Here is a 15,750-nt window from a genome sequence, read left to right as displayed (position 1 = left end):
ACAGTCCCTGATCGTCCCCGCGTGAAACTACTCGTGCCCAGCGGCGTACTAGCCATAAAAGCATGGTCAGGGCAACGCAATGGGTCGGCATTAATGCATTTTTGTGGCGATCACTGCCAGCAAGTGCCTTTTATGAAAAGAAAAAGGCCGCTCCTTGCGGAACGGCCAGTCTGACGGAGATTATAAAATTCAGGCAAACCAGGGAGCACATTCCGTCATGCTGACGGGAACGAACTCACCAGCACGAACACGTGTGGCAACAGAAGACGGGGCCTCGACCACTTCATAGGCGGTCGAGTCGCTCAGAAGAGCCTTCAGCGCATTTGCATTCATCTTGTGTCCGCCGCGATAGGAGCGGTAGCAACCAATGAACTGCGCTCCTGCAAGAGCCAGATCGCCAACGGCATCCAGCGTCTTGTGACGAACGAACTCATCCTTGGCGTAACGCAGGCCTTCGACGTTCACGACAGTTTCATCGTCGGAAATCACGACCGAGTTTTCCAGCGAAGACCCAAGTGCATAACCTGCAGCCCACAGACGCTCGACGTCACGCATGAAGCCGAAGGTGCGAGCGCGCGAAAGCTCGGACTTGAAAGTTGCAGCAGTCAGGTCACCCTTCCAGCTCTGACGACCAATCAACGAAGACGGGAAATCGATTTCCACTTCGAATCGGGTGCCGTCATAGGGGCGGAACTCGGACCAGGATGCGCCTGATTCGATTCGCACCGGCTTGATGACGCGAATGTAACGACGCTTGATCCCGAGATTGACCGTGCCGACCTGTTCGATCGCCTCGATGAAGGGATAGGAGCTGCCGTCCATGATCGGCATTTCGGCACCATCGACTTCGACGATGATGTTGTCGATGCCCATCGCATAGAGCGCAGCCATGACATGCTCGATGGTCGCAACCCACTTGACTGGCGACACGCCGAGCACGGTGCAGAGATCCGTCGGGCCGACCTGCGACGACACGGCACGATATTCGACCGAAGTGCCGTCTTCGAGATTACGGCTGAACACAATACCGGTTCCGGCTTCCGCAGGCTGGAACGTAATCATCACCGGCGCTCCGGAATGCACACCGATGCCGCTCAACGTAACCGGAGCAGCAATCGTTGCCTGAAATCCGAGCAATCCAATTGTCATTAACGTAAGCCTTCTTGATTCCGTCGCACCCGTGATCAGCAGGTCCGTATTCGCATTCCGTTGAAACGAACGAATTGTTCCAACTCTGTCAGCGTCTAAATACGCATGCTCTACGCTGTTTCCAAATCACTGTTCGTTTCGGATTGTTACGGTTTTCTAACAACGTCACCATCCTTGGCCGCGACATACTTTTCATCGCGTAAACATCTGATTGGAAAGGTTATTTTTCCACAGTTAATATGCTCAACTTAAAAAGGCCCGGATGCTGATCACCCGGGCCTCTTCAACTTTGTTATACGCCGTTAACTCAGTTCGACTGGCGGCGCAGGAAGGCCGGAATTTCGAGCTGATCGTCCTCGTGGCTCGCCTGCGGAGCAACACGCCCACGGTCATCGAGATTCCCGCGACGCGGGGCATAGAGGCTGGCTTCTGCCGAAAGCGGACGACGCTGGGGAACAGGAGCCGAAGCCGTCATGTCCGACTGGACCTGCTCTTCCTCTTCCCGGCGACCGAGCGAATTGGTAATCCGCTTCAGGAGGCCCATCGGTCCACGCTCTTCCTGAACATGGGCCGTCGCCTGGGCGCGATGTTCCATCTCAGCCTTCACGACCGGCGGAAAATCTTCCACCTTCGGCATGCGAACCGGCTCCATGACAGGTTCGCGATAAACAGGCTCATGCTGAACCGGCTGTGCCATGCGAGGAGCCGGCTGGCTCATAACCGGTGCAGCGGCGGGCGCCGGCTGATGGTAAGCCGGAGCCGGCTGAGGTGCCGGCTGAACCGGACGGGTCATGACCGGTGCGGGAGCCGGAGCTTCTGCAACCGGAGCTGCGAAGAGACGGCTCTGCGGACGGAACTCGTCCTGCTGCGGCTGCGGTGCCGGAGCAACGGGCTTCGGGATTGCAAGAACCTGTTCCATTTCAGCTTCCGCCTGGCGGATAGTCTCTGCGATCGGGTCGGCAGCCTTCGGTGCCTGGGGGGCCTGCATCATGACAGGCTGAGCTGCGGCCGGAGCCGGAGCAACGGCCGCGGAAGGACGGATAATCGGCTTCTGAGCGGCGCGCATTTCAGCGGCACGCAGGTCGACTTCGCCATGAGCGCGATCGATACCGGTTGCAACGACGGAGACGCGGATGAGGCCTTCAAGTGCTTCATCGAAGGTCGCACCGAGGATGATGTTGGCATCCGGATCGACTTCTTCGCGAATACGGGTAGCCGCTTCGTCGACTTCGAAGAGAGTAAGGTCGCGACCACCGGTGATCGAGATCAGCAGGCCCTGAGCGCCCTTCATCGAGGTCTCGTCGAGCAGCGGGTTGGCGATCGCGGCTTCGGCAGCCTGCAGAGCGCGGCCCGAACCGGAAGCTTCGCCCGTACCCATCATTGCACGGCCCATCTCGCGCATGACAGAGCGAACGTCAGCGAAGTCGAGGTTGATCAGGCCTTCCTTGACCATCAGGTCGGTGATGCAGGCAACGCCCGAATAGAGAACCTGGTCGGCCATCGCGAATGCGTCGGCAAAGGTCGTCTTGTCATTGGCGATACGGAACAGGTTCTGATTCGGAATGACGATCAGCGTGTCGACCGACTTCTGCAGTTCCTGAATACCCTGCTCGGCCAGACGCATGCGGCGACCGCCTTCGAAGTGGAACGGCTTGGTGACGACGCCGACTGTCAGGATGCCCTTGTTGCGGGCAGCCTGCGCAACGACCGGAGCAGCACCGGTACCGGTACCACCACCCATGCCTGCGGTCACGAAGCACATGTGGGTGCCGTTGAGATGATCGATGATCTCATCGAGGCATTCTTCAGCGGCAGCGCGGCCGACTTCCGGCTGCGAGCCGGCACCGAGACCTTCGGTGACCTGCACACCCATCTGGATGATGCGCTCGGCCTTGGTCATGGTCAGTGCCTGGGCATCGGTATTGGCAACGACGAAATCGACGCCTTCGAGCCCGGCAGTGATCATGTTGTTGACGGCGTTACCGCCGCCGCCACCCACGCCGAAAACAGTGATCCGAGGCTTCAGCTCGGTGATGTCAGGCTTGTTCAGCTTGATCGTCATTGTACCTTTTCCTTCTGCTTTTGGTCGCGTCGCCGAGCTGACCAATTCTTTTCCAATTCACTTTGACAAGGGAGGGGCTGTCCCCCTGGTCAAAAACTCTCTTTCAGCCACTGTCCCATGCGGGCCAAACGACCGGTTCCGTTGCCGAACGAACCGATGAGGCCGCCCTGCGATGCATGCGTTTCCATATCCGCCACCTGCGGATAGATGATCAGTCCCACTGCGGTGGAGAACGCCGGGCCCTTGGCTGCCGCCGGAAGACCGGAGACACCCATCGGACGACCGATGCGAACATTGCGGGCGAGAATCCGCCGTGCCGTTTCCGGCAGGCCGGTCAGCTGGCTGGCGCCACCCGTCAATACGACCCGCTTTCCGACAATCGGGCTGAAACCCGACTTCTGGATGCGGTCACGAATAAGCTCCAGCGTCTCTTCGATGCGGGCGCCAACGATACGGGTAACCAGCGAGCGCGGCACCTGGGTCGGCTGATCGCGATCATCCTCGCCGATCGGCGGTACGGAGATCACGTCACGTTCATCGCCACCATTGGCGAGTGCCGAACCATGTACGACTTTCATGCGCTCGGCATCTTCTATCCGAGTCGATAGGCCTCGCGCCAGATCAGTTGTGACATGATGGCCACCAAGACCGATTGCATCCGTATGAACGAGCTTGCCTTCGCAGAAAACGGAGATCGTCGTCGTGCCGCCGCCCATGTCGATGGCTGCGCAGCCGAGTTCTACTTCGTCGTCGACCAGGGCAGCAAGACCGCTGGCATAAGGTGTAGCCACCATGCCCTCGACCGATAGATGCGCACGATTGACGCAAAGCTCGAGGTTTTTCAGCGTGATGCGTTCAGCGGTGACGAAATGCATGTCGACACCCAGTTCATCGCCATACATCGACAGCGGATCACGGATGCCGCGCTCGCCATCCAGCGAGAAGCCGGTGGGCAGCGAGTGAAGGATGGCGCGATCATGCCGCTGCGACTGGTTGCTTGCCGCCACCAGAACCTTGCGAAGATCGGAATTCTCGACTTCCTGGCCACCAAGATCGATGGTCGCAGTATAGACATCGCTTGCCAGACGGCCGGCGGAAACGTTGACGATCAGGCTGTCGACGGTGAGGCCAGCCATGCGCTCGGCAGCGTCGACGGCAAGCCGGATAACGCTTTCGGCTGCATCGAGGTCGGCGATCACACCTGACTTCACGCCACGTGAACGCTGATGGCCGATGCCGATGATCTCGATGTGATGCGTGCGGCCCGGAAGGATTTGGCTTTCCTGGCGCGGAGTGAGGCGGGCAATCATGCACACGACCTTGGTCGATCCGATATCCAGAACCGACACGACGTGGCTGCGCTTCGATGACAGGGGCTTCATACGCGGCATACCGAATTGGGAGGAACCGAACATATTCACGATTTCGCTCCAGCTTTTTTCAGGGCCTTGGTGCGAGCGTCGAGCGCTTGCTCACGACGCTCCACCGCAGCGGAAGTCAATTGAATGGTTGTGCGATCTTCAAGACGAAGGTCTACCGCAGCGACATCGCGCTCCAGCACACCCTGCTCTTTTTCCAGTTTGGACAAGAGAGCCAGAGCAGACGGGATACGCTCTTCCGGAAGTTTGAGAACGATGCCGTTATCGAGATGCAGATCCCAACGGCGGCTGGAAACCCGGACATAGGCCCGCACGCGGCTTGCAATCTCAGGCCACTTGTCCATTTCCTGCGCGAAGGATGCGGCAGCAATCTCTGCATCACGACCGACGAACAGGGGCAAGGAGGCAAACTTGTTGTCCTTGAGTGGCGCGATAACCGATCCGTTCTTTTCGATCAGCGAAAGTTCAGATCCGTGCTGCCAGATGGCGAAAGCCTTGCGCTCCTTGAGCATGACCTCGATCGTGCGCGGATAAACCTTGCGCACTTCCGCATATTCGACCCAAGGCAGCTCGGACAGCTTGCGCCTTGCGGCATCGATATCCAGAGCAACCAGTGACGTCGTGCCATCGAGACCGAGAAGCTGAAGAATGTCGATTTCCGAAGTCTGATCGTTACCCGAGACCCGAACGTCTTCGATCGCGAATCCGACCGCGGCAGTTGTGGACTGGGCCACAACATGACCGTGACCACCGAGAGACATGCCATAGAGACCTACGGCAGCGAAAAACGCGAAGGTGGACAGCGTGCCGGCATGCGCCGGAATATCGATCCTGCCGGTGGCAAGACTGACCGCAAAGCGCACGACGCGACGCAGCGGCCGCGGCAGAACGCGACGATCGTCAGCGCCCACCACGCCGGAAGCAGCGCGACGATGCGATCCACCAGCCATTTTGCCGATCACCGTAGACAAGAAGCGTCCTCCACCATCCAGCGAACAAGCTCACCGAAGGAATAACCCGCATGAGCAGCCATTTCAGGCACGAGAGATGTCGGGGTCATTCCAGGCTGGGTATTGACCTCAAGCCAGATGACTTCACCTTCACCGGAGAACCGATCATCGAAGCGAAAGTCGGAGCGACTCACGCCACGGCAACCGATAGCCTCGTGCGCCTTGACCGCCCATGCTTGTATTTTTTGGTAAATATTCGGTGAAATCTGCGCCGGAATGACGTGTTTTGAACCACCAGCAACATACTTGGCGTCGTAATCGTAGAATCCCGGACCAGTCGGGACGACTTCCGTGACACCGAGAGCCTGACCATTCATGACCCCACAGGTCAGCTCACGACCATAGACATAACGCTCGACCATCACCTCGTCGCCGTAGCGCCATTCAGGCGACGTCACGATCTGCGGCGGATGGGACTGATCCTCACGAACGATCACAACACCGAAAGAAGACCCCTCACGAACCGGCTTGACCACATAGGGCGCACGCATGGGATGAACATTGGTGAAATCCTTGCGATCCATGACAAGCGCATCGGCAACAGGCACGCCTGCAGCCTTGGCAACATGCTTTGCCTGAGCCTTATCCATGGCCAACGCAGAGGCCAGCACACCCGAATGCGTGTAAGGAATTTCCAGGTATTCGAGCACACCCTGGATAGTCCCGTCTTCGCCGAAGGGACCATGAAGAGCGTTAAATGCAACATCGGGCCGAAGACCAGCCAGCACCGAACCGACGTCACGCCCGACGTCGACACGCGTCACCCGATAACCTTCGCCCTCAAGCGCATCCGCACAAGCCTTGCCGGACGACAGGCTGACAGGCCGCTCGGAGGAAAACCCTCCCATCAGAACAGCCACGTGCTTGCCACTCATCCATCACCTCTTGAAAAAGAACAACTCCCGGATTTCGAACCTCTCCCGCCTCTTGCGGCCAGCGACTCTCACCGAACTCGTCCCTCATTGGTGCAGCAAAATGGTTAACAAATCGTTTACTTTGCTTAACGAGACAGCCCAATACACTGAAAACAAAGGATAAAATTACGAAGGAAATAGTTAACGCGACACTTGAGGAAATCACAGATCATGGCGCACTCCCTTTCCTGCGGGACGTCTCAGCTCGTCGCATGATTCTTCGCAAGACCTGTTTTTTTTGCATTTATTGCGACAGAAAGGGTTTCGGTCGCCATAAAATTACGATACTGCGCATGCGGCCCTCCCAAGAGCCATATAAAAACCTTTTCTGAACTGGAATCAGTATGACTAACGCGACGCCCTCCGCTTCGCCGTCTGCTGAGCCGTTAGCGCCTGTTGCAACGAACTCTCCTGCACAAGTCCTGACGGCCAGCGTGGTCGGCACGACGATCGAGTTTTTCGATTTTTATGTTTATGCGACCGCCGCCGTCCTGGTGTTCCCGACGCTGTTCTTCCCCGGCAGCGACCCCACGAGCGCGCTTCTCGCATCTTTCGCAACCTTCTCCATCGCATTCTTTGCACGCCCGCTCGGCGCGATCGTGTTCGGCCATTACGGTGATCGTATCGGCCGCAAGACGACGCTGGTAGCCGCATTGCTGACCATGGGTGTTTCCACGGTCGTGATCGGCCTTCTGCCGACCTATGAACAGATTGGCGTCGTCGCACCGCTGCTTCTGGCGCTTTGCCGTTTCGGCCAGGGCTTCGGTCTCGGCGGCGAATGGGGTGGCGCGGTTCTACTGGCCACCGAAAACGCTCCTCCGGGCAAGCGCAGCTGGTACGGCATGTTCCCGCAGCTCGGCGCCCCGCTGGGCCTGTTCCTGTCCTCCGGCGTATTCTGGATCCTCCTGCATTTCATGTCGCAGGAAGCGCTGCTCAGCTGGGGCTGGCGCGTTCCCTTCATCGCATCGATAATACTGGTCGCTGTCGGCCTTTGGGTTCGCCTTACGATTACCGAGACCCCGGCATTCCAGAAGGCAATAGACAGCCATGAACGCGTCGAAGTGCCCGTCGCGGAACTCTTCCGCAAGCATAAGCGTAGCCTCGTACTCGGCACATTCGTAGCACTTGCCACTTTCGTGCTGTTCTACATCGGCACGGCCTATCTTCTGTCCTACAACGTCAAGGTTCTGAAGATGCCGTTCCTGGATGCGCTGGAAGTCCAGCTTCTCGGATCTGTTGTCTTCGGTATCTTCATCGTCGTAATCGGCAAGCTCGCAGAGCGTTACGGCCGACGCGAAATGCTGATCCTCACCAGCGCGCTGATTGCAGCCTTCTCGTTCCTCCTGCCGGCCTTGATGACCAACGGCGAAGGCATGATCTTCCTGTTCGTGATTCTGGCCATGGTCCTCATGGGCATGACTTACGGCCTGATCGGTACGGCGCTGGCCGCACCATTTCCGACCACGGTGCGCTATACCGGCTCGTCGATCACCTTCAACATGGCTGGCATATTTGGCGCCTCCCTGGCCCCCTATATCGCCACCTACCTGCAGGCTAACTACGGCATGGCCTATGTCGGCTACTACCTGCTTGTTGCCGCTCTAATCACGCTTGCCTGCATCTTCCTGTCAGGCAAGGAAGAAGTCTGATCCTTAACCGGATCGGAATCAGATCATAAGAAAAGCCCGCGAAGCCATTGGCCTCGCGGGCTTTTTCTTGTCTGGATATTGCCTGATATTAGATTGTTTCCGGAATGGATGCACATCTTGGATGCGATTACCCCGTGCGTTCAGAATAACGGTAATCCAATCTGCATCAGCAATCAGGAACGGCAAAATAGAGAGAAAAATAAGGGGGCGCTTATCTGATCAACGCTCCAAAACAGCGAGGCGCCGAGGTCAGCAACCAGAAGTCGCCAAGCCATCGAAGGCCAATCCGGAGAATTAGCCAGAGGCTTGGTCCGTTCAGGTGGAAAGGCATTGTTTACGCCTCCTGAACGGACCGAGCGGCCGGTTACTCCGTGGTCGCGCCCTGGAAAGGCTTGACCTCACGCCCGGGCATGAAAATGCCCAGCCGCTTGATTTCCCATTCCAACTTGATGCCGGCATGTTCGAACACGCGCTGACGCACCATCTCCCCGAGATATTCGAGATCGTAACCGGTCGCATGGCCGATATTGATCATGAAGTTGCAATGAAGCGACGACATCTGCGCGCCGCCGTTCATCAGGCCACGGCAGCCGGCATCATCGATCAGCTTCCATGCGGAGTGATCTGGCGGGTTCTTGAACGTGGAACCGCCGGTCTTTTCCTTGATCGGCTGCACTGTTTCGCGATGCTGGCGGACGGCATCCATCTCGGCTCGGATCTTGGCCCGATCTTCCGGATACCCTTCGAATACGGCATGCGTGAAGATCAGATCCTTGGAGGCTGCCGTATGTCGATAGGTATAGCCCATGTCTTCCTTGGAGAGCACGTGCTTGTTGCCCTGCCGATCAACAGCATGGACCTCGATCACGCGCTGGGAAGTCTCCCCCCCGTTAGCGCCGGCATTCATCCGCAAGGCGCCGCCGATCGAGCCAGGAATACCGTAATAAAAGGCAAAGCCGCCGATACCGTTATCCATGGCCATCGCGGCAATATGCTTGTCCGGGCAGATCGCACCGGCGCGAATGCGGTTTTCGCCGACAAGTTCGACCTGGCCAAATCCCTTGGCGGAGAGGCGGATGACAACGCCCGGGATGCCCCCATCGCGAACAAGCAGATTGGACCCAACGCCGACAACCGTCAGCGGCACTTCGGCCGGCAACAGTTTCAGGAAGGTTATCAGATCGTCCACGTCATGCGGCTGGAACATCAGTTCCGCCAGACCGCCCGCCTGGAACCAGGTTACCCTTTCCATCGATGCGTCCGGTGTAAGACGCCCGCGCAACTGGTTCACGCCCTCCCCGAGCGAGGCCAGCAGCTTTTCCCCATCTACCTGCTTCATACTTACTGTCCTGATATGCTTTCCAGTTCCCTCGGCAATGACGCCGCCCACTGTGTAATATTACCCGCTCCCAGAAGAACCACGAAATCACCTGGTTTCGCAATGCCTGAAACAATATGTGCCAGTTCAGCCGGCGACGCCATATAGCGCGCGTCGCGGTGGCCGCCCGCACGGATGTGCGAGACCAGCGTCTCCGAATTGACACCTTCAATCGGATCTTCGCCCGCAGCATAGACCGGTGCAAGGATAATGCTGTCCGCGTCGTTGAAGCAGGTCGCGAAATCCTCGAAAAGGCTCGAAAGGCGTGAATAGCGATGCGGCTGGTGTACCGCGATGATCCGCCCCTTGCAGGCCTCGCGCGCAGCTCTCAGCACCGCCTTGATCTCGACCGGATGGTGCCCGTAGTCGTCGAATACCTGCACATCATTCCAGGTTCCCGTAAGCGTGAAGCGGCGTTTCACGCCACCGAACGCAGCAAGCCCCTTGCGGATATCCTCTTCCGAAATACCCAGCCGGTTGGCGACTGCAATCGCCGCCGTGGCATTGGAAATATTGTGCCGACCCGGCATAGGCAGGGTCAGGTCCTTGAAATTGAATACCCGGCCGGTACGGCGACGGCGTATTTCGACATCGAAAGTCGCCTTTGTCCCATCCATGCGGATATTAGAAAAGCGTGCATCGGCCTGCGGGTTTTCGCCATAGGTGACGACCTTGCGGTCCTCGATCTTGCTGACCAGCGCCTGAACCTCGGGATGATCGATGCAAAGAACGCCGAAACCGTAGAACGGCACGTTCTCGACGAACTGACGGAAAGCTGCACGAACGGCATCGAAATTGCCGTAATGGTCCAGGTGTTCCGGGTCGATATTGGTGACCACCGCGACTTCCGCCGGCAGCTTCAGGAAGGTGCCGTCCGATTCGTCGGCCTCGACCACCATCCACTCGCCCTCGCCCATGCGGGCATTGGTGCCGTAGGCGTTGATGATCCCGCCATTGATGACAGTCGGATCGAGCCCTCCGGCTTCAAGCAGCGTGGCGACCATCGACGTGGTCGTGGTCTTGCCATGCGTGCCGCCGATGGCGATCGCGTTACGGAAACGCATCAGTTCCGCCAGCATCTCGGCACGACGCACGATCGGCAGCGATTTTTCACGCGCAGCGATCAGCTCCGGATTGGTCTTCTTGATCGCAGTCGAAACGACCACGACTTCGGCATCACCGAGATTATTGGCTTCGTGGCCGACGAAAACCTCGATCCCCTTGTCGCGAAGGCGCTGGACGTTGGCACTGTCCGACTGGTCGGAACCTTGCACCTTGTGTCCGAGATTGTGCAGCACTTCGGCGATACCGCTCATGCCGATGCCGCCGATGCCGATGAAATGTACGAGGCCGATGGCCTTGGGCATCTTCATGCCTGAACTCCACTCTTTTTCTTATTCTTGTATTCGGCGATCGGGCACTTTTCTGCAATAGCAATGACGAGATCAGCCAGATCTTCGGTCGCGTTTGGCTTACCCGCCCTCTTCGCATCCGCCGCCATCGTCTCAAGACGATCAGGCTCGTTCATTGCGGAAGCCAACAGTGCCGACAGCTTTTCCGGCGAAAGATCAAACTGCGCCACGACCTGCGCACCGCCCTCGGCAACTAGAGCCGCGGCGTTCGCGGCCTGATCGTGATCGAGCGCGTAAGGATACGGCACGAGGATCGACGGGCGACCGATAACCGAAAGCTCACTGACGGTAGATGCACCGGATCGGCAGATGACCAGATGCGCCTCGGCCAGCCGATCCGCCATATCGGTAAAGAACGGGGCAATATCTGCCGGGGCATTGAGCTTGGCAAAGCAGGAAGTAACGCGATCCTTGTCCTCCTTGCGCGCCTGCTGGGTCACGACGAGACGCTCCCTCAGCGCTGGCTCCAGAAGACTGATCGCCGTCGGCACGGCCGAGGAGAAGAACTGAGCACCTTGGCTGCCGCCGAAAACGACAAGACGGAACGATGCCTCGCCGCGCGATGCGAGATAGGGGATCTTGGCGGCATCCAGAACCGGCGGGCGCACGGGATTGCCCGTTACGACGATCTTGGCCGCATGCTCGCCTCTGCCTTCCGGAAGAAACCCACCTGCGATTGCCTGAACGCGCTTTGCCAGCGCCTTGTTGGCGCGCCCCATGACTGCGTTCTGCTCATGGATCAACGTCGGAATTCCAAGGCCCGTGGATGCCAGAAGAGGCGGCACGGTCGGATAGCCACCGAAACCGACGACAGCCAGCGGACGAAGACGCGACATCAGCTTTCGCGCCGTACGAAGTCCCCTCCAGAGCGTCCACGCGGTCCTGGCCATGGCAACCGGGTTCTTGGACGCGAAGGTGGCGGAAGGCACGATATGGATTTCGTCGGCGGGGAATTTTCCCGCAAAGCGTTCGGCGCGGCTGTCCGTCACGAGATGAACCGCATAACCACGATTGCGAAGCTCATGTCCGAGAGCTTCTGCAGGAAACAGATGACCGCCGGTTCCCCCGGCGGCAAGAACGATCGTGCCCTTAGTCATTTACTCACTCCGCGGGAACGCCATGCGCAGCCCGAAACAGGCTCCGCTCCTGTGCCCGCTTTTCGGGCCGGTGACGAGTCAACGCCAGGATGAAACCGGCAGTGATGCAGATCGCGACCTGCGACGAACCGCCATAGGAAATCAGCGGGAGCGTCATCCCCTTTGCCGGCATCAGTTCGAGGTTCACACCGATATTGATCATCGACTGGATACCGATCAAAAGAACGAGACCTGCAACGGCAAAACGGTTGAAGTCGTTGCGTTCCTTGAAGGCATGGTTAAGTCCGCGCAGCACGATGAAGCCGAAGATCAGCACCAGCGCCATGCAGAACACGATGCCGAATTCTTCCGCGGCGACTGAGAAGACGAAGTCGGTATGGCTGTCCGGCAGGATACGCTTTACGATCCCCTCGCCCGGCCCCTGGCCGAACCAGCCGCCACGCACGATCGCCTCATGCGCCGTCTCGATCTGAAAGCGGTCGCCTTCGCCGGTCAAGAACTTGTCGAAACGCGCCGTCACGTGCGGCAGCATGTAATAGGCCGCCACGAGACCACCTGCGCCAACGCCGCCAAGCAGGAAAATCCAGATCCACGGCATGCCTGCCATGAAGAACATGCCGCCCCAGACGACGCTGGTGAGGATCGTCTGGCCAAGGTCGGGCTGGGCGACCAGAAGTGCTGCCACGATGCCGAACAGGATGATCGCGAAGAGATTGCCGGGTATTTCCGGCTGCCGCGCATGTTCGGAAAACAACCAGGCGCAAACGATCACGAAGGCTGGCTTCATGAATTCGGAAGGCTGGATCGAGAAGATACCGACGCCGATCCAGCGACGCGCCCCCTTGACCTCGACGCCGAAAAACAGCGCCAGAACCATTAGCACCAGCGAGACGGCCAGAAGAATGATGGCCGTTCGTCGCACCTGCCGCGGGCTGAGAAAGGACAGGCCGAACATCACGATCAAGGACGGGATGATGAACATCGCGTGCCGCTCGACGAAATGGAAACTGTCGAGGCCGATACGCTCTGCAACGGCGGGCGAAGCGGCGAAGGACAGCATGAAGCCCAGTCCCATCAACAGGATGAAGGCAGCAAGAAAATAGCGGTCGATCGTCCAGAACCAGTCTGCGAGCGGCCCTCGGTCTGCGCGGCTTACCATAGTCTCAGCTCCTGTTTCCGGTATCGACCAGCATTGTCACGTCCTGCAGGTCGCCCACGAGTTGCACGAAGGCATCTCCGCGGACCTCGAAATTCTTGAATTGATCGAAGCTTGCGCATGCGGGCGACAGCATCACCGCCGAAGCGATTGCATCGCCATCGGCATCAGCGGATGCATGGGCGACGGCCTGATCCAGCGTGCCGGAGATTTCGTAGCGCACGCTTTCGCCCAATGTGGCCGCAAATGCCGGCGCAGCCTCTCCGATCAAATAAGCTTTTACTATATGAGAGAAAAGTGGTGCGAGGCTTGTGATGCCCCCTTCTTTCGGCAATCCACCGGCGATCCAGTAGATGCGGTCATAGCTCGACAGCGCAGGTGCAGCAGCCTCCGCATTGGTTGCCTTGGAATCGTTGACGAACACCACGTGACCGCGGCGTCCAACCGGCTGCATCCGGTGCTTGAGGCCGGGAAAGGACTTCAGCCCCTGAACAATCTCGGTCGGCGTAAGACCCACAGCCAGGCAGGCTGCCACTGCAGCAGCCGCATTCTGGGCGTTATGCGCGCCTTTCAGTGTCGGAATGCCATCGAGATCGACGAACAATTCGCTCGCACCACCATACGCAAGCACGAGCTTTGTGCCCTCCGCGTAGATCCCGTCAGCGACAGGGCTACGCTTCGAAATCCGCTTCACAGCTACGCCTGCCCGCTCGACACGGTCGGCGATCAGCGTGCAGAAGCTGTCGTCGACGCCGATGATCGCCGTTTCGCTGCCGGCAACGAGGCGTTCCTTCACGTCGGCATAATGCTGCATCGTGCCGTGCCGATCGAGATGATCGGGCGTCAGGTTGAGCAGGATGCCTGAGGTCGGGTTGAGGGTCGGCGCAAGATCGATCTGGTAGGAAGAGCACTCCACGACATAAAATCGCCCCGCCTTCGGCTCGTCCAGCGTCAGGACCGCGGTGCCGATATTGCCGCCAAGTTGGGTATCGCGACCGCTCTCCTTCAGGATATGCGCGATAAGAGCCGTAGTTGTCGATTTGCCGTTGGTGCCGGTAATCGCGATGAACGGACTATCCGGCGCATGGGCGCGGCGCTCGCGCACGAAAAGCTCCACGTCTCCGATGATCTCGACACCGGCAGCCTTTGCAAGATCGACAGTCCAATGCGGCTTAGGATGGGTCAGCGGCACGCCCGGTGAAAGCACGAAAGCATCCTGCTTCGTCCAATCTATCCCCCTCAGATCGGCAACATTGATGCCGGCCTGCGACGCCCTTGTTACGCTTTCAGGGTTGTCATCCCAGGCGGTAACATTCGCACCGCCAGCGACAAGCGCCTGCGCTGTCGCGAGACCCGATCCGCCGAGCCCGAACAGTGCTACATTTCTACCCTTGAAAGTCGTAACCGGGATCATCGCATTATAACCGAAATTACCGAAGCTTGAGTGTCGAAAGTCCGAGCATCGCAAGGCCGACGGCGATGATCCAGAAGCGGATCACGACCTGACTTTCCGTCCAGCCGAGCTTTTCGAAGTGGTGGTGAATGGGCGCCATGAGGAACACCCGCTTGCCGGTCAACTTGAAGAAACCGACCTGGATGATGACCGAAAGTGTCTCCATAACGAACAGACCACCGATGATCGCCATGACGATCTCATGCTTGGTGGCGACGGCAACCGAGCCGATCAGGCCGCCGAGCGCCAGCGACCCGGTGTCGCCCATGAAGATGGCGGCGGGCGGTGCGTTGAACCACAAGAAGCCCAACCCCGCGCCAATGACTGCGCCGAGAATGACCGCAAGTTCCCCGGTGCCGGGCACGAAATTGATCTGCAGATAATTGGCGAAAACCGCATTGCCGGCGAGATAGGCGATAACGCCGAAGGATGCAGCCGCAATCATCACCGGCACGATTGCCAGACCATCGAGACCATCGGTCAGGTTCACCGCATTGCCGGCCGCGACGATGACGAAGCCGCCGAACAGAATGAAGAAGAAGCCGATATTGAGGACATATTCCTTGACGAAGGGGAAAGCGACAGATGTCGCGAGGCCCGGATTGGATGTCTGGGCGTGCATTGCCATGCGCATCATAAAGAAGACGGCGATGCCTGCGATCAGGAACTCGATGCCGAGACGTGCCTTGCCGGAAAAGCCCTTGTCCGACTGCTTGGTGACCTTCAGGTAATCGTCATAAAAGCCGATGGCGCCGAAACCGAGTGTTACCAGCAGCGTCGCCACGACATAGACGTTGGAAAGGTCGGCCCATAAAAGCGAGCCGCCGACGATGCCGGCGAGAATCATCAGACCACCCATGGTCGGCGTGCCGGCCTTCTTGAAGTGTGTCTGCGGACCGTCAGCACGGATAGGCTGGCCCTTGCCCTGGCGCACACGCAATGACGCGATCATCCGCGGGCCGAACAGGAAGACGATCAGGGCCGAGGTAAACAGGGCTGCGCCAGTCCGGAAGGTGATGTATCGGAACAAATTGAAAAACTGCAGTTTGTCCGACAGTTCGACAAGCCAGATCAGCATGAAGGCCCTTTCC

Annotated in this window: 12 protein-coding genes; 1 reads left to right on the top strand and 11 read right to left on the bottom strand. The window is 58.6% G+C overall.

What is annotated here, in order from left to right:
- Window positions 1–189 precede the first annotated feature (189 nt).
- The 5 genes from lpxC to MRBLMR1_RS05160 form a co-directional block, all read right to left on the bottom strand.
- Entirely contained in the window at window positions 190–1,149 is a 960-nt protein-coding gene (lpxC, locus tag MRBLMR1_RS05180; protein ID WP_148147620.1) for a UDP-3-O-acyl-N-acetylglucosamine deacetylase, read from the bottom strand.
- Between the two features lie 307 nt (window positions 1,150–1,456).
- Window positions 1,457–3,211: a cell division protein FtsZ gene (gene ftsZ, locus MRBLMR1_RS05175; RefSeq protein ID WP_500063803.1), complete on the bottom strand. Its 1,755-nt coding sequence runs from the start codon at window positions 3,209–3,211 to the stop codon at window positions 1,457–1,459.
- An 89-nt stretch (window positions 3,212–3,300) separates the two neighbouring features.
- Window positions 3,301–4,632: a cell division protein FtsA gene (gene ftsA / locus MRBLMR1_RS05170; RefSeq protein WP_148147618.1), complete on the bottom strand. Its 1,332-nt coding sequence runs from the start codon at window positions 4,630–4,632 to the stop codon at window positions 3,301–3,303.
- Entirely contained in the window at window positions 4,629–5,540 is a 912-nt protein-coding gene (locus MRBLMR1_RS05165) for a cell division protein FtsQ/DivIB (RefSeq protein ID WP_148147680.1), read from the bottom strand. Before MRBLMR1_RS05165 ends, ftsA begins: the two co-directional genes overlap by 4 nt.
- An 8-nt stretch (window positions 5,541–5,548) precedes the next feature.
- Window positions 5,549–6,475 (bottom strand): D-alanine--D-alanine ligase, encoded by a 927-nt coding sequence (locus MRBLMR1_RS05160; RefSeq protein WP_148147617.1) that lies wholly within the window; start codon window positions 6,473–6,475, stop codon window positions 5,549–5,551.
- Between the two features lie 383 nt (window positions 6,476–6,858).
- On the opposite strand from MRBLMR1_RS05160, the gene MRBLMR1_RS05155 reads away from it, so the two are divergent.
- On the top strand, window positions 6,859–8,163 hold the full coding sequence (locus MRBLMR1_RS05155) for an MFS transporter (protein WP_148147616.1): 1,305 nt from the start codon (window positions 6,859–6,861) through the stop codon (window positions 8,161–8,163).
- 364 nt (window positions 8,164–8,527) lie between these two features.
- Here the strand turns inward: MRBLMR1_RS05155 and murB are convergent, their stop codons facing one another.
- Genes murB through mraY form a run of 6 tightly spaced genes read right to left on the bottom strand, consistent with a single transcriptional unit; the run spans window position 8,528 to window position 15,737 of the window.
- A complete protein-coding gene (murB, locus tag MRBLMR1_RS05150) occupies window positions 8,528–9,502 on the bottom strand; it encodes a UDP-N-acetylmuramate dehydrogenase (protein WP_148147615.1) in 975 nt (324 codons plus the stop codon).
- Between the two features lie 2 nt (window positions 9,503–9,504).
- Window positions 9,505–10,914, bottom strand: a complete 1,410-nt coding sequence (gene murC, locus MRBLMR1_RS05145) for a UDP-N-acetylmuramate--L-alanine ligase (RefSeq protein WP_148147614.1) — start codon at window positions 10,912–10,914, stop codon at window positions 9,505–9,507.
- On the bottom strand, window positions 10,911–12,050 hold the full coding sequence (gene murG / locus MRBLMR1_RS05140) for an undecaprenyldiphospho-muramoylpentapeptide beta-N-acetylglucosaminyltransferase (RefSeq protein WP_148147613.1): 1,140 nt from the start codon (window positions 12,048–12,050) through the stop codon (window positions 10,911–10,913). Before murG ends, murC begins: the two co-directional genes overlap by 4 nt.
- Window positions 12,051–12,054: 4 nt before the next feature.
- A complete protein-coding gene (ftsW, locus tag MRBLMR1_RS05135) occupies window positions 12,055–13,209 on the bottom strand; it encodes a putative lipid II flippase FtsW (protein WP_148147612.1) in 1,155 nt (384 codons plus the stop codon).
- A gap of 4 nt (window positions 13,210–13,213) precedes the next feature.
- Window positions 13,214–14,620, bottom strand: a complete 1,407-nt coding sequence (gene murD / locus MRBLMR1_RS05130; protein WP_148147611.1) for a UDP-N-acetylmuramoyl-L-alanine--D-glutamate ligase — start codon at window positions 14,618–14,620, stop codon at window positions 13,214–13,216.
- Window positions 14,621–14,636: 16 nt separating this feature from the next.
- Window positions 14,637–15,737 carry a phospho-N-acetylmuramoyl-pentapeptide-transferase gene (gene mraY, locus MRBLMR1_RS05125; protein WP_148147610.1) on the bottom strand — a complete coding sequence of 367 codons (1,101 nt, stop codon included), beginning with the start codon at window positions 15,735–15,737 and terminating at the stop codon, window positions 14,637–14,639.
- Window positions 15,738–15,750 lie beyond the last annotated feature (13 nt).

The organism is Neorhizobium sp. LMR1-1-1.1, from assembly GCF_040675795.1.
GTDB classification, from domain to species: domain Bacteria; phylum Pseudomonadota; class Alphaproteobacteria; order Rhizobiales; family Rhizobiaceae; genus Neorhizobium; species Neorhizobium cellulosilyticum.
Note: the sequence above shows the minus strand (reverse complement) of the source record. Positions and strands in the feature narration are given on the sequence as shown.

Coding starts and splice junctions, on each gene's coding strand:
- lpxC (WP_148147620.1), bottom strand. CDS start 1,149: ATGACAATTGGATTGCTCGGATTTCAGGCAACGATTGCTGCTCCGGTT.
- ftsZ (WP_500063803.1), bottom strand. CDS start 3,211: ATGACGATCAAGCTGAACAAGCCTGACATCACCGAGCTGAAGCCTCGG.
- MRBLMR1_RS05165 (WP_148147680.1), bottom strand. CDS start 5,540: ATGGCTGGTGGATCGCATCGTCGCGCTGCTTCCGGCGTGGTGGGCGCT.
- MRBLMR1_RS05160 (WP_148147617.1), bottom strand. CDS start 6,475: ATGAGTGGCAAGCACGTGGCTGTTCTGATGGGAGGGTTTTCCTCCGAG.
- MRBLMR1_RS05155 (WP_148147616.1), top strand. CDS start 6,859: ATGACTAACGCGACGCCCTCCGCTTCGCCGTCTGCTGAGCCGTTAGCG.
- murB (WP_148147615.1), bottom strand. CDS start 9,502: ATGAAGCAGGTAGATGGGGAAAAGCTGCTGGCCTCGCTCGGGGAGGGC.
- murC (WP_148147614.1), bottom strand. CDS start 10,914: ATGAAGATGCCCAAGGCCATCGGCCTCGTACATTTCATCGGCATCGGC.
- murG (WP_148147613.1), bottom strand. CDS start 12,050: ATGACTAAGGGCACGATCGTTCTTGCCGCCGGGGGAACCGGCGGTCAT.
- ftsW (WP_148147612.1), bottom strand. CDS start 13,209: ATGGTAAGCCGCGCAGACCGAGGGCCGCTCGCAGACTGGTTCTGGACG.
- murD (WP_148147611.1), bottom strand. CDS start 14,620: ATGATCCCGGTTACGACTTTCAAGGGTAGAAATGTAGCACTGTTCGGG.
- mraY (WP_148147610.1), bottom strand. CDS start 15,737: ATGCTGATCTGGCTTGTCGAACTGTCGGACAAACTGCAGTTTTTCAAT.